The following is a 14770-nucleotide window of genomic DNA, read 5'->3' on the forward strand; positions in this document are numbered from 1 at the left end:
TATTTTTACATGCAGGCATAAAGGAGTGTTTAAATGGAACAAAATGATTTAGGCGTCGGTAAGTTATCCATCTTGGGACTTCAGCATGTCGCTGTTATGTACGGTGGCGCTGTTGCCGTACCTTTGATCATCGGTCCGGCTATAGGATTAACCCAAGAACAATTAATTTACTTAATTGCTTTTGATATTTTGGCCTGTGGTGTAGCCACTTTAATTCAAGTTATCGGCAATAAGCATGTCGGCATTCGTCTTCCTGTGCTCATGGCTGTTTCGTTCGTTGTCGTACAACCAGCGATTGCGGTCGGACAAGTTCACAGTTTAACCGGGATATTTGGGGCGGTTATTGTCGCCGGTATAATAGTGACGATACTGGCGCAATTCGCCGGCAAAATAATCCCCTATTTTCCACCGCTCGTCACCGGAGCCGTTATATTAATTATTGGGGTATCCTTGATGCCCGTGGCAATGGATAACGCCGCGGGAGGAGTTGATGCAACAGGCAGTGCTTATGGATCCTTGGAGAATTTGGCATTAGCAGGATTTACGCTGTTGCTGTTTCTTTGCCTTAATTATTTTTTCACAGGTTTCATGAAAGCGGTAGCGTTGTTGTTTTCTATGATTATCGGTTCTGCCGTTGCCGTTTTATTCGGAATGGTTGATTTCACCACTCTCAGGGAAGCGGACTGGATCTTAGTTCCACAACCTTTCTTTTTCGGAGTGCCAACCTTTGAATTATCTGCGATTATAACGATGACCATTGTTGCCATCATCATTATGATCGAAAGTATTGGCGCCTTTTTTGCCCTCGGCGAGATTACCGATCGCAAGTTAACCGGTCATGATATTAAAAAAGGACTGAGAGCGGAAGGAATTGGCGGGTTTATCAGTGGGATCTTTAATTCCTTTACCCATTCTACTTTTTCGCAAAACGTAGGATTAGTTGCCCTTACCGGCGTTAAAAGTCGTTATGTACTCATTGCCTCCGGCATCATTCTTTTGGTATTGGGTCTCTTTCCTAAGGTATCCGCGCTTGCTTCCATGATCCCGAGGCCGGTTCTTGGTGGCGCGATGATCCCTATGTTCGGAATGTTGATCGCTTCCTCACTTCGTATGATCAACCGATCGGATTTGACAAAAGGGACGAATCAACTCGTTATTGGCGTTGGTGTAGGGATCGCTTTAGCAATCGAAGGGGCGGAAGAAATATTTTCCACTTATCCGGATAACATTACACTCATTGTCGGAAATGGTATCGTCATGGGCACCATCGCGTTGTTCACTTTGAACCTATTGCTTAATGGCCCCGACAAAACGGAACACGCAACAAATGATCCTCCCACCTCAACAAAGGCCGGTGGATAACATCGATGAGTCCCGGTTTTAATATTCACTTTCCCCCAGAGAGATGAGCATCTCTTTGGGAGAGTTTTATTGGCATGTAATGTATTATACATTTTTTACAACCCATATGTTCATCTCGCATAACTTTTGATCCATATACCACAATTGTTCAGTATACATTAGCCATTTACTATAATTACATCTTTGGGTAGAGAAGTAATTATGAGTATAAATTTTCAGACAACTTATCCGATTTCCTCTTGGCTACCTTCTGAAAAAAAGAAGAGTTTATGAACTTTTCAGAATGGATATTAAAAAATTCCCCTCCCCTTTTCGGACTTATGAAATCATTCTTAGACTAAAAAAGGAGCGTCTAATATGCAAAAATCAACTAATGTAGGACAGGCTCCCATCAAAAAGAGGAAAAGGATGAAAATACCTCATATATATGTACTTTTGTTTCTCATCAGCGCTGTTGGCGCAATTATGACCTATTTGATCCCTGCGGGAGAATTTGAGCGAACCCCCGGTCCGGATGGGAGAGAGACGATTGACCCGGAGTCTTTCGCTCAAATAGAATCTTCACCTCTGTCACTTATAGAATTTATGACCGCAATCCCTCGAGGGATGATTGACGCTGGTGAAATTATTTTCTTCACCTTTATTATTGGCGGAATGTTCATGGTTTTAAGGCGGACAGGGATTATTGAAGTTGGGGTCGATCGCCTTGCTCGTAAATTCCAGACGAAAAGCCTCTTAATCATCCCAATATTAACTACACTTTTCGCAATGGTAGCCACTATAATCGGTACACCTGAGCTTTCGCTCGTATACATCCCGGTATTAATGCCGCTAATGATCTCTCTAGGGTACGATTCCATGATCGCAGCAGCCATTGCCTTAATTTCAACAGCGCTCGGCTTCACCGCAGGTGTAATGAATCCTGTAACAGTTGGAATTTCTCAGCAAATTTCAGGTCTCGAAACATTTTCAGGATTAGGATTAAGAGTCGTTATCTTTATCGTTATTGTTGTTATCGGTTGCTGGTATATGATGCGCTATGCAAAACAAGTTAAAAAGGATCCAATATCTAGTTTAACGTACGAGGATGATACCGAAAAGCGAGAGCTATATAAAGATGAGAGAGACAAGGAACCTCAGCCTCTGACAAAACGTCAAAAACTCGCAGTTGGCACATTACCGATCTTTTTTATAATATTAGTTTATGGTGTTACTCAATTAGATTGGTTCATGATCGAAATGGCAGGCCTATTTGTATTCATGGCAGTCATAGTCGGAGTGATCTCCGGTCTCACACTTACGAAAATATCTGAAGCGTTTACAGAAGGATTCCGTGAAGTGCTGATGGGAGCGATCATTATTGGCATTGCCCGTTCTGTTGCCATCGTGTTAGAAGATGGCCAAATCATGGACACGATTGTATATGGACTCGGCTCCATCGTTGGCCAATTGCCGGGCGTATTTTCAGCGCTAGGCATGCAGTACGTGCAATTGCTCATCAATTTCTTCATTCCATCCGGCAGCGGGCAAGCCCTTGTTACGATGCCAATCATGGCACCGCTATCAGATATGGTAGGAGTTACTAGGCAAACAGCTGTCTTAGCTTTTCAATTCGGCGACGGCTTTGCGCACATTATATATCCGACTTCCGGCTATTTCATGGCCGCCCTCGTTATAGCAGGCGTTAGCTGGGAGAAATGGGTTCGGTTCTTTTTCCCACTCTTCCTCATCTATATGGTTGTAGCTATGGTTTTTCTCATCTTTGCGCAAATGGTTCAATGGACAGGTTAATCAATGTCAAAGCGGCTAAGCCAAAGCTTAGCCGCTCTTTTTATTCTCGAATAGCATTGTTATGATGATCCAGCAACCCTCCAACGAGTAAAGCCGTCCGTATACGCAACGAATCAGAAGGATCCCTTAACGAACACCCGAGCATCGATTCAATTTTCTCAATTCGGTATTTCACCGTATTGCGATGAACAAAAAGTTTACGGGACGTTTCAGAGATCTCACATTGTGTATCCAAGTAAACCCTTGTTGTTTTCGTTAATTCGTTCACTTCTTTCGTATCTGCTTTTGCGAGCGCTTTAAGCGTATGGCGGTAAAACTCATAAAGATTTTTTACGGGAATCATTTGTAACAACTCCATCAACTCACGAACTTTATAAATATGGATAAATGGCCCGGTTTCATTTATATAACCGCTTTGCAGCGCTTCAGATGCTTCATGATACGCATTCGGAAGCGCTTGCAAGTTTTGCACGTAATTGCTGATCCCGAAAGATAGATTAATCCCTTGTTCGAAAACGTTGGTTTGTATATGTTGTAAAAAGGTTTTTACGTTCGCAAGGACGTCATCGTTAAATGTGTCAAATTGCAGGACAGTCGCTACATAGGATTCTTGCGAAAATAAAACACCGTTGAAAGCATGTGAAAGCAAGGCATCTTCCATGTTTTCAAAAATCAATTGGTGTATTTCCGCGATCTCTTTTTCCTTTCGCAAAGACCAGTTCGCTATATTTTCTCCATTTGCTTCACTCAAAATCATAAGATAATAAGCATCTTGACGTAATCCATAATACGCACAACGACTTTCAATCTCTGAGTCGGTATCGATTCGTTTTTCGATGAGATCCGTGAAAAAATTGTTTTTAATAATTTGCAAGTTTTCTTCAATAGCCTCCTCTTTTAAGATCGTAAATGAAATGACATTTGCCGCTTGTTCAATGGCAGTCTCCGATAGGGGGTAGGCCAACGTGACCGCATCTAAAATAACCAACATATTGGGCTGTAGCCGCTTCGTTTGAATTGGAAAGGTCGTGATGCTGCCGATGTTATTCTCTTCTATGAAAAATGTTCCCCCTTTTCGGGCAAGCAGAAGATCTTGTTTAATCGTATTCGTTATCGTCGTTTGTTTACGCTTATCCAGGCGAACTTCTTCCGATGAGGCGTAAGGCTGACTGAGGCATTTTATTTCACCGCGATGATTCGTGAGCATTAAAGGCCTCTTGATATAATAGCTGACTTGCTTGATAAGCGATTGAAGGGTATAGCCTTGAATCATCATATCTGAAAATTTTTGATGCAAATCCATCGCGTAGTATAATTGCTCTGCTCGTGCATCGTTCAATAAGTTTAAAATCTTTTGGGATAGCTCCCCTAACTTATATTCCAGCGGCAAATGAATAACGGGTAATGAAAGCGAATCGGCCACAATTTTTGCTTTTTCCGGTAAAGTATATAAGTATCGTTCAAGTTTAACAATGATACCGGAACAGTTCCGGTCATTCATTTTTTCAATCAGGCGGCAAAGCGCCTCTGGTTCCCCCTTGAAAGCGTATCCGGTCGTCAGCAAAAGTTCATGTTCATTTAAGTGATCGATAGCATCCGGTGTGTCCGAAATATTAACCGTTTGTACGCCTCTCGTAAGCCCGCGATGCCCGGCCATGACTGTGCTATTTTTCAAACTTTCAATCAAAAATAAATCGTTAACGCTCTTCACCCCGGTAACCCCTTTCAAAATCCATATTGTTTAATATTTACAAAGAATTATACATTTTTTATATGAAAACAACAATGCGTTTTTTCTTCCATTTCGTTATGATAAAAGTGGATGTTTTTACCGTTTTAAAGAAATGAGGCAGTAACGTGAAACAACTTATGGAACTAAGCCCTTGGGTGTCAGGGGTTCAATGGCTTTTTTTTATGTTTACAAACACGGTCGTTATCCCAATCACCATTGGCGCCGCCTTCTCTTTACCGCAAGAAAGTATCGTGACGTTGATGCAGTATTCCTTTATCGTAACGGGGATCGCTTGTGTGATTCAGGCCGCTAGCGGGCATAAACGCGCGATTATGGAAGGGCAATCGGGGTTGTGGTGGGGTGTGATCTTGTCTCTTGCGGCCATTGCCCCAGCTCAAGGAATTCCGATCGAGACTGTGGGGGGCAGCCTTGTCGTCGGGATCATTATGTCCGGTATACTGACATTAATCATTGGGATTGTCGGAGCGGGGCCGCTCATTTCGAAATTATTCAACTCAAATGTCATGGGCGTTTTTATGTTTCTTTTTGGTTGTCAGATTCTTGGGATCTTCCTTCAGGGGATGCTCGGGATTCCATTTGGAAATCAGACATCGGAAACAGAAGTAGCCATCGACTTACCCATTTCATTGTTATCCATCATCATCGTTCTAATCGTCATCATTATAAGCGCCAAGGCTCCGGCAAAATATCGTCCGTATGGCTTATTAATCGGTATACTGATTGGATGGCTCGCTTATAATTTGCTCTTTTCCGCTGAGGCAACGGTGACGAATATTACCGGATTTCAGTTTGACATTTTTATTCTCGGTGCTCCTGATTTTCATTGGGGAATCATTTTAACAGCTGTTGTCACCGGTTTACTGAACCTTGCCAATACGTTTGGTTCTTTAAAGGGGACAGAGCCATTGTATAATATCGACACAACCAAAAGTGACTACAGGCGTTCTTTTTCAATAACAGGCACGACGACAACAATCGCAGGGGTGATTGGGCTTGTCCCATATGCCCCGTATGTTTCTTCCATTGGTTTTTTAAGCCAGACGCGAATATTGCAAACGCTGCCTTTTATGCTGGCCGGTGTTATGTTTGTTTCCGTCGGTGCGGTTCCATTGTTCGCGAGCATCTTTGCAACCATCCCGTTAAGTGTAGGAAGCGCGGTGTTATTCGTTGCCTATTTACAATTGTTTTTATCTGCCTTTGGTTTCTTCAAACAAATAGACTACACAAGCACAAACGTTTACAGAACCGCTATCCCTGTTTTTACAGGTGTGATCATTATGACGATGCCGGGTACTTATTTTTCATCACTGCCTGAACTGTGGCAACCTTTATTGTCCAATGGCCTCCTTGTCGGTCTTATACTTGCCATTGTTTTGGAAATGGTCATTCCTTGGGACCGGGAACGGGAGAGCTGAGTTGACTAACATCGCATAGAGTTTCGACGTCAAACAAGGGATAATGGAAAATATTCGTATATGGCTGTATGGCGCCTTAACATGTTTTGGCAGAAGACGTTAGGGCGTCATCCTTGGCCTTTGACACCCTAACTCGTTATGGCGGATGGCGTTAGGTCGTCATCCTAGGGTTTTGACGCCCTAACATGTTAGAGCTTTCGTCGTTAGGTTGTCAACGTTGGTGTATGAACCTTAATTACCGTTCGCTAGAACCCAGTACTGCAGCAAACAAGAAAACAGCGCTGATATCGAATCAGCGCTGTTTCTGATACCCTATTAAACCGCCTTGGCATCTATCGATTTGATGCCTGTTGCCTGAACGACCAATTCCGCGATGTCAACGACCTTGATGCGATCTTCATATCCGAGCGCTGCTGCTGCAGCTGTATACATAACCACATCCATCGGACAGCTGACGACAAACTGAGTGACCCCGTTCAGCTCAACGGCTTCGCGAATTCTTTCTTCTGACGGTCTTTCTTCCATGCCCGTTTCATTCATGAACATGCGCCCGCCCCCGGCACCGCAACAAAGGCTGCATTCGCGGTTTCTCGGCATTTCCACAAGTTCCGCTCCGCATAACCGTAAGATGTCTCGCGGTGGGTCAAAGATTCGATTCCAACGCCCCAAATAACAAGGATCGTGGAAAGTAACCTTTGCATTTACGGGCTGTTCGACGGTTAATTTTCCTTCCTTGAAAAGATCCAGTATAACTTGTGTATAGTGATAAACAGGCTGTTCCAGCCCCATTTTCGGATAATCATTGCGCAACGTATTGAAACTGTGCGGATCAGACGTTAAAATACGGCTGAATGTCGCTTGCTTCATTTCATGCAAATTTTGTCCGGCCAGTTTTTTAAACAAGCCTTCTTCTCCCATGCGCAATTCATCATTTCCGGAGCTCGATTCCCCGTCATACAACAAACCGACGTCCATCCCTGCACGATCTAAAATCGTGCTGATCGCTTGCACCGACTTTAAAACGTTCGGCTCGCTGTCAAACGAGGTGACATCTCCCATAAACCATAGCCAATCAACAGCTTCGCGTCTTGCGTCCTTAAATTGGACGGGTGCTTTCGATTGCCATTTGGGACGTTTATCAGGATTTTCTCCGTAAGCGTTACGTTGATCAATGAGATTTTCCAGAGCGCCCTGAGCCCGCTCCTCAACGGAACCGCTTTCAATCAACGAAGAACGCATGCCTACAATTTTCGGAACATGCTCGATATATACAGGACATTCTTCCTGGCAAGCTCCGCATGTCGTACATGCCCATAACGTTTCCTCAGAAATGACAGGTCCGGCAAGAGCAACTTCAGCTGGATTTTTCAAATGTTCGGTCATTGAATCACGCAAATCAAGGATCAATTTTTTCGGGGACAATGGCAGGCCGGCGCCGTATGCCGGACAAACGTCCTGGCAACGCCCACATTCCGTACACGTAAACAAATCCAGCGTATCTTTCCAACTGAAATCCGCTAACGTCGCAATTTTAATTCCCTCACCGTTCGCTTCCCCGCGGTCAAAATCCGGTCCCGATTGTTCCGGGATGTCCATTCTACGGAAAAACACGGCCGGAATCGCAAACAGCACGTGAGAATGCTTTGAAATCGGAAGATAGGCAAGAAAAATAAGAATCATTCCGAGATCGAGAAGAACTCCCACTGCATAACCGATTTGGGCCATCATTGGCGTATCAATGCCCAACGCGATCCACAGCTGGGAAACCGCCAAACCGAGAAAATGTCCATCGCCAAAAGGTGGTTCCGGAATCACGGAACCCGCCAAAAGATGGTAAAAAGACGTATGGATGATAATCCCGACGAGAATAGTTGCAATCATGGAAAGAATGATCGTCGCGTCTCTTTCATCCGAGCCTTCAAATCTTTTTGGCTTCATGACACGCCTTTGGTAGAGGGCAAGAATTACACCCGCCAGCGTGATAATCACCCATACATCGATGATTCCGCCAAGGACAACGCCGACCGTAAATGGCGGATACACCAACTGGCCCGTGACTTCCAAGATGTCCAAAAACAACACGACAAATCCGCTGAAAATAAACAAGTGAATAATACCTGCAAGCCTAAAGCGCAATAATTTACGATGACCGAACACCTGGTTCATCATCGAAGCAAATCGTTGACCCTTTTGATCCCAGCGCGCGTCGGGTTTTGCGTTTTTCATCGCTCGTAAAATAGGACTGACTCTTAAGACGAAAAGGATGAGCATTGCAAGCGCCAATACGCCAAGGACAATCATTAAAAACGGTCGCACTTCCATCGTTAAACCACCCCTTTCTGGAGATTAGAGGTTAGAAGTTGGAGGTTGGAGGTTGGAAAGTTATTTTCCAGAGGATTCCGGTAAAAGTTCCTTCTTCTTTAAAAATTCCACAATTTCTTCAGCTGCTTTTTCAGGTGCAAGTTCTCGGACTTTCTCTTCCTCATCCTTTTTCTTCGCCTGTCCGGCGCGCGACCCGGATCCCCCACCTCCGCCGCCCATCAGCGACTGCAAGCGATTGGCTGCATTTTGATTGGCGTCAGGCATGGCTTTTCGCTTGGCACGAGGTTTGGGGGGATCAACGGCATTCAAGACTGCTTTTTCATTCCCGCTTTCGACGGAAGGGACGACTTGAATGATCGTTTCGGATTGTTTCTCAGCCTCCTGCCTTCGTTTGACGGAGATGTACATCGGTGAAAAAAATCCTGCCTGAACGGTCATCAATGCAGGCAAATGAACAGAAACATGCTGACGCCATCCACGTTCAAGGCGTTGCTGCAATTCGAGATGTTCCCTGTTCCTTCGGCTTCTTCGTTCACCTGCATATACACGTGACACGCACGGGATACCGAGATAACCTGCCATTAAGGCCGGCGTTACACCTGTTCCGCTCGGATTCCCGCAAATGACGATATCAAACGATTCGTTTTCAAGCCAGGCAGCAAGAGACCGGGCCTTGACCGTCGGATCTGCAAGCGTTTCCGGAGAACGGTTATCTTCGATTCGAATCAAAGACGTCACACCATAAGCGAGCGCATATTCCAATGCAGTGTTTTTATCCAAACCACCAAAGCTAACGGCGGTCACCGTATCGCCTTTCCCGCATATGGATAAGGCAAAATGAAGGGCCGCGATACTATCTGCTTCAGCAACATAACCGGCATCCGAATGCTGCTCAAAATAAACCCGGCGGATGTTTTCTACGGATACGTCTTGCGTAGCCAGCGTGGTGTCCATACAAACCGCCACTTTCATACCATCCCCTCCCTCGTCACTTTCCTTTTGAGGCCGCCACCAATTCGGATGATTCCAACTTTGGATCCAACGCTTTCATTAACGCCTGCATAATCGGTTCAGCCTCCCCTACAAATCCAAGATGGCAAAGTTTGAAGATATGGGCATTCGGGTCATTGTTAATGGCGATGATGACTTCCGATCCGCTCATTCCGTCAACATGTTGAGAAGCCCCCGATATTCCGAGCGCGATATACAACCGGGGCTTTACGGCTTTGCCGGTTTGCCCGATCTGGCGACTATATGGAACCCAACCTAAATCAACCGCCACACGCGTTGCCCCTACCCCGGCTTCCAACTGATTTGCAAGACCTTCCAACAACTGAAACCCTTCTGCCCCGTTGAGCCCGCGACCACCGGCAACAATCCGATCCGCTTCCAATAAATCAATGTCACCCGGATCCGGGGAGAACACCTCTTTAACGTTTACACCTTCATTGTTATCGCTAAGTTCTTGCCGACGCGTAATTTCCGCTTTTGCCCGTGAATTCCCTTTGCCCACACCTGCAACATCCGGGCGCAGGCATACACACCAAGGATGATCTTTTCCGAGGGATAATGTCATTTGTGCTTCACCGCGCCAGGCATATCGCGTCACACTTAGATCTCCGTCCGGCGACAACTTGAAACTCACGCCATCAGAAACGACCGTTCCATCCCAACGTGCCATCAACCAACTGACACACTCGACCCATAAGGGTGTAGACGGTGCCAGAAGCAGGCGCGGCTTTGCACCCACAAAAAAATTCTCCAACACAGCCCAATATTTTTGGGGGCCGTTCGGTTCGCAAAAATCATCGTTTTCCATGAGATAAACGTGATTTGCCCCGTGGGCGGCGAGTTCCTCACAATCTTTGTCCGTCACGTCCATCGGTTTCGCAAAAACAAACACCGCGACTTGCCACTTGGCTCTTTTCGCGAGAACAGCCGCATCGTCAAGGAGCTCCAATGTGACACTCTGCCATTTCTTCCCCTGGCGTTCCGCCAGTACCCAGATCTCAGGGTCTGCAGTATTTTCCTTTTCATCAACCATCGTATACCCCCCCAATATCTGCTGGCCGGTCGCAGGGAATGCCGTTCAAAACATTCCCCGCGACGTTGATTAAACTTGCCGCGCCACCCGTGTCCCTTCCAGAACGGCATCATGCAAACCGCGGGCAGCAAACGCATCCCCGATATAATGTAATTCCGCTACCTTCTCTTTCAGTTGATGGCGCAATTCGTCATTTGCAACACCTTTGGCGGCATAGACAATCGAATCAAAAGGCCCCATTTCCCATTCACGATGAGATTGATAGTGTTCCACAAGGGCGATTCCATCGGGCTGAATTTCTTTTACCTTTGTTAAAGGCTGAATTGTTACCCCAAGGTTATCGAGGCGTGCATACAAATCAGGTCTCATCGTCATGTCAACCTCATTGCCGGCAAACCAAGCCGCCGAAATCACAGTCACTTCATGCCCCTGTTCCGCAAGAACCTCTGCTGTCGACAACCCTTCCTGGTGATGGTTATCATCAACGAACAAAACTTGATCCCCTACATCAGCCGTACCCTCCAATACCTCCCGTGCCGTGACAACGATCGGATCATCCCCTCCCGGGAGATGAACGGGCTCCCGTCCCTCTGATCCGGTTGCGACGACAACAGCATCGGGATTCAATTCAAGAACATTATCAACGGTCGCTTCTTTACCGGTTTGAATATCAACGCCGAGTTTCCGCGCTTGCCCTTCCAGCCATTCAACGGAAGTGGCATAGGAATCCCGGTTCGGCGTACTCGCTGCCAGGCGTATTTGTCCACCGAGCTGATCGTCCTTTTCCATCAATGTCACTTGATGGCCACGAAGGGCAGCCATGCGTGCTGTTTCCAGCCCCGCCGGCCCCCCTCCGACAATGACGAAATTCTTTTGCTTGTCGGCAGGCGCCCATGATGCCAGTTCTTCCTCGCGACCGATAACCGGGTTTTGCACACACGTCATCGTTTTTCCTGCATAAATGCGGGCAATACAGCCTTCATTGGCGCCCATACATAGACGAATATCATCCATCCGACCTTCTTCCGTTTTCTTCGGCATCTCTTCATCGGCAATCAACGCCCGATTCATCCCGACAAAATCGGCCTGCCCTTCTTCAAGAACTTGTTCGGCTTGTTGCGGATGAACGATTCTGCCGCTCCCGAGCACTGGTATGTCGTAACCGGCATCGTGCAAATACGATCGAATCGCACCGGCTAGCCCTGAAAACACCCCTAACGGATAATTCATTGACGGCACCGTTAATGCTTGATGATATTCGGTTGTACCGACGGAACCGATAACATTTAGATAATCGATTTTGTCCGTTTCTGCAACTCGCATGGCAATCTCTTGTAAACCCTCGTTCGTCAAGCCATCTTCAATTAATTCATCTCCGGTCATCCGCAAACCGACGATAAAATCATCCCCGACCGCGTCTCGGACGGCGTCAATCACTTTCATGCCAAAACGCATCCGGTTTTCCAGGCTGCCGCCATATTCATCGGTTCTCGTATTCGAGATCGGCGACCAGAATGCATCGATTAGATGGCCGTGTGCCGCGGAAATTTCCGCTCCGTCAAAACCGCCTTTTTTCAGGCGAAGGGCAGCCTGGGCGTAAGCATCGACGAGCCAATCAATCTCTTCGGGTTGAATAACGTGCGGCATATCCTGATGGACGTCTTCCGGTATATCGGAAGGTGCATAAATCGGGAGCCAAGTAACATCACGGCTGGAACGCCGGCCTTTATGGCTGATTTGTGCAATGAGAACGGTGTCATGAGGTTTAATAGCCTCGGACATTTTTTTCAAATCGGGGACAATGCTTTCATCCCAGTTATTAATGCCGCCCCAATCCGTGTTGGGGGCCGTCGGATGAACGGAAGCAGATCCCATCGTAATTAATAGTCCGACCCCGTTCTTGGCTTTCTCCGCGTTATAAGCGATGAACTGATCCGATGGATGACCGGTCGGGTTCATGCCGGTCGCATGTGCCGTGACCGCGATCCGATTCTTCACCGTCAAATGTCGAAGTTTCAAAGGACTGAACAACATTTTAAGGTCTTCCACGATATATTCCTCCTTTTGATTATTCCGAATACTTTAGCGTTTGAATTTTCATAAATGAATGGCATTTGATCACAGTATAAATGAGAGCCTATATTAGGTGAAATGACTATTTTTGATATGATCAATCATTATAACTGATATCTGAAAGTAGCTTGTATCATATTTATTCAATTCCTCAGTAGAATAGACCCTGTGGAACCCGGACAGGGATTGTTGCCCGCATCTGAAAACTTGATGCGAGCGATATGGTTTATCCCTTTCATCCTCACATCAAAATAACCCAACAATTCTCCCATCTTCATCCACATCAATGGAATCGGCTGAAGGGGATTTGGGAAGCCCCGGCATCGTCATAATGTTGCCGGTTAACATAACAATGAATCCTGCTCCTGCTGAAAGTTTCACATCCCTTATCGTAATTTTAAAATCACTTGGCCGCCCTATTTTCGTCGGATCGTCGGAAAATGAATAGGGTGTTTTTGCCATACATACCGGAAGGTCTCCATACCCTAACGCTTCCAGCCTCTGAATTTCTTTTTCCGCATTTCCTGTAAGTTCAATCCCTTTTCCACCGTATACCTTTTGGACAATCTTTTCGATTTTCTTAAGAATAGAATCTTTCAAGTCATAAGTAAATGTGGTTTGGCTTCCGCGATCGGCCAGTCGAACAACTTCCTGAGCCAGTTCCTCACCACCTGAGCCACCGTTCGCCCATACATCGGAAAGCACGACTTTTACACCTTGCTCTCGGCATTTTTCTTCTATTTTTTCCAACTCCGCTTCGCTGTCCGTTGGAAATTTATTGATGGCCACAACCGTTGATACGCCGAATGTTTCTTGCATGATATCCAGATGTTGCAATAAATTGGGCAGCCCTTTCTCAAGTGCTTGGAGATTTTCTTTTTCCAACTCGGTTTTTGAAATGCCGCCATGCAACTTCAATGCTCTAACTGTGGCAACGACAACAGTGGCAGATGGCCTTATGCCTGACAGGCGGCATTTAATATTCATAAACTTTTCCGCTCCCAGATCGGAGCCGAATCCAGCTTCAGTCACAACATAATCCGCATAGTTCAGCGCCGTTTTTGTCGCTTGTATACTATTGCACCCGTGGGCTATATTGGCAAAAGGTCCGCCGTGAACAAATGCCGGTGTGTGTTCCAACGTTTGTACAAGATTCGGTTTTAAAGCATCTTTCAATAAAGCGGCCATCGCTCCATGTGCTTTCAATTGACCCGCGGTAACAGGGGCATCATCTATTGTATAGCCTATGACAATATTTTTTAACTTTTCTTTTAAATCTTCGATGTTATTTGCCAAACAAAAGATCGCCATAATTTCCGAAGCGACCGTAATATCAAATCCATCTTCACGTGGCGTTCCGTTTGCTTTTCCGTTTAGACCATCGACGATATGACGAAGTTGCCGGTCGTTCATATCGAGCACTCGTTTCCATTTAATTTTACGAGTGTCAATATTCAATGGATTCCCATGGTGGATATGATTATCGATCATGGCAGCCAATAAATTATTCGCCGCACTGATCGCGTGAAAATCACCGGTGAAATGCAAATTGATATCTTCCATAGGCACGACCTGGGAATAACCGCCTCCTGCTGCTCCACCTTTCATACCAAACACAGGGCCTACGGAAGGTTCCCTTATTGCAACAGCCGCATTTTTTCCTGTTTTTTGAAGGGCATCAGCCAAACCGATGCAAGTGGTCGTTTTTCCTTCACCGGCAGGTGTTGGACTAATGCCCGTCATAAGAATTAATTTTCCATTCCCCTTATTCTCGAACCTTATCTGCTGATCTTCGTTAATTTTTGCTTTGTAGTCTCCGTATAATTCAAGCTTACTGCGCCCCACGCCCATTTTTTCGGCAACCTCTTCAATCGGTTTCATCGTTGCAGATTGCGCAATTTCTACATCTGATTTCATTTATACAAGCCTCCAAAGGTAGTGTGTTGATTGGCAAAGCATTTGAGGCCGATTCGAACCTGTTTGGGCGAAAAATTGTGAGCTTCATCTACT

At 45.8% G+C, this 14770-nt stretch carries 9 protein-coding genes; 3 read left to right on the forward strand and 6 right to left on the reverse strand.

Going from position 1 to position 14770, the window contains the following annotated elements:
• Positions 1-33 precede the first annotated feature (33 nt).
• Both HUG15_RS17735 and HUG15_RS17740 read left to right on the forward strand, forming a co-directional pair.
• A complete protein-coding gene (locus HUG15_RS17735; RefSeq protein ID WP_200124354.1) occupies positions 34-1362 on the forward strand; it encodes a nucleobase:cation symporter-2 family protein in 1329 nt (442 codons plus the stop codon).
• 408 nt (positions 1363-1770) lie between these two features.
• Positions 1771-3153 (forward strand): YfcC family protein, encoded by a 1383-nt coding sequence (locus tag HUG15_RS17740; RefSeq protein WP_246516389.1) that lies wholly within the window; start codon positions 1771-1773, stop codon positions 3151-3153.
• A 40-nt stretch (positions 3154-3193) separates the two neighbouring features.
• On the opposite strand, the gene HUG15_RS17745 is transcribed toward HUG15_RS17740, so the two are convergent.
• On the reverse strand, positions 3194-4864 hold the full coding sequence (locus HUG15_RS17745) for a PucR family transcriptional regulator (protein ID WP_200124356.1): 1671 nt from the start codon (positions 4862-4864) through the stop codon (positions 3194-3196).
• 146 nt (positions 4865-5010) lie between these two features.
• Here HUG15_RS17745 and HUG15_RS17750 point away from each other — a divergent pair, with 146 nt between their 5' ends.
• Positions 5011-6321, forward strand: coding sequence for a uracil/xanthine transporter (locus tag HUG15_RS17750; RefSeq protein ID WP_246516390.1), 1311 nt, complete (start codon positions 5011-5013; stop codon positions 6319-6321).
• A gap of 315 nt (positions 6322-6636) precedes the next feature.
• Here the strand turns inward: HUG15_RS17750 and HUG15_RS17755 are convergent, their stop codons facing one another.
• The 5 genes from HUG15_RS17755 to HUG15_RS17775 all read right to left on the reverse strand — a co-directional run bounded on the left by HUG15_RS17755 (position 6637) and on the right by HUG15_RS17775 (position 14677).
• Positions 6637-8643 carry a heterodisulfide reductase-related iron-sulfur binding cluster gene (locus tag HUG15_RS17755; protein WP_200124357.1) on the reverse strand — a complete coding sequence of 669 codons (2007 nt, stop codon included), beginning with the start codon at positions 8641-8643 and terminating at the stop codon, positions 6637-6639.
• 60 nt (positions 8644-8703) lie between these two features.
• Entirely contained in the window at positions 8704-9615 is a 912-nt protein-coding gene (locus HUG15_RS17760) for an electron transfer flavoprotein subunit beta/FixA family protein (RefSeq protein ID WP_211202259.1), read from the reverse strand.
• 16 nt (positions 9616-9631) lie between these two features.
• Positions 9632-10687 carry an electron transfer flavoprotein subunit alpha/FixB family protein gene (locus tag HUG15_RS23410; protein ID WP_281393552.1) on the reverse strand — a complete coding sequence of 352 codons (1056 nt, stop codon included), beginning with the start codon at positions 10685-10687 and terminating at the stop codon, positions 9632-9634.
• A 69-nt stretch (positions 10688-10756) separates the two neighbouring features.
• Positions 10757-12736 carry an oxidoreductase gene (locus HUG15_RS17770; RefSeq protein WP_200124359.1) on the reverse strand — a complete coding sequence of 660 codons (1980 nt, stop codon included), beginning with the start codon at positions 12734-12736 and terminating at the stop codon, positions 10757-10759.
• Between the two features lie 270 nt (positions 12737-13006).
• Positions 13007-14677 carry a formate--tetrahydrofolate ligase gene (locus tag HUG15_RS17775; RefSeq protein WP_200124360.1) on the reverse strand — a complete coding sequence of 557 codons (1671 nt, stop codon included), beginning with the start codon at positions 14675-14677 and terminating at the stop codon, positions 13007-13009.
• Between the last annotated feature and the right edge of the window lie 93 nt (positions 14678-14770).

It is taken from the genome of Salicibibacter cibarius (assembly GCF_016495725.1).
In the GTDB taxonomy this organism is placed as follows: Bacteria; Bacillota; Bacilli; order Bacillales; family Marinococcaceae; genus Salicibibacter; species Salicibibacter cibarius.

What these genes read in the sequence shown, in the direction of transcription:
- HUG15_RS23410 (WP_281393552.1), bottom strand. Translation starts at nt 10,687, where the DNA reads ATGGTTGATGAAAAGGAAAATACTGCAGACCCTGAGATCTGGGTACTG.
- HUG15_RS17740 (WP_246516389.1), top strand. Translation starts at nt 1,771, where the DNA reads ATGAAAATACCTCATATATATGTACTTTTGTTTCTCATCAGCGCTGTT.
- HUG15_RS17755 (WP_200124357.1), bottom strand. Translation starts at nt 8,643, where the DNA reads ATGGAAGTGCGACCGTTTTTAATGATTGTCCTTGGCGTATTGGCGCTT.
- HUG15_RS17760 (WP_211202259.1), bottom strand. Translation starts at nt 9,615, where the DNA reads ATGAAAGTGGCGGTTTGTATGGACACCACGCTGGCTACGCAAGACGTA.
- HUG15_RS17775 (WP_200124360.1), bottom strand. Translation starts at nt 14,677, where the DNA reads ATGAAATCAGATGTAGAAATTGCGCAATCTGCAACGATGAAACCGATT.
- HUG15_RS17735 (WP_200124354.1), top strand. Translation starts at nt 34, where the DNA reads ATGGAACAAAATGATTTAGGCGTCGGTAAGTTATCCATCTTGGGACTT.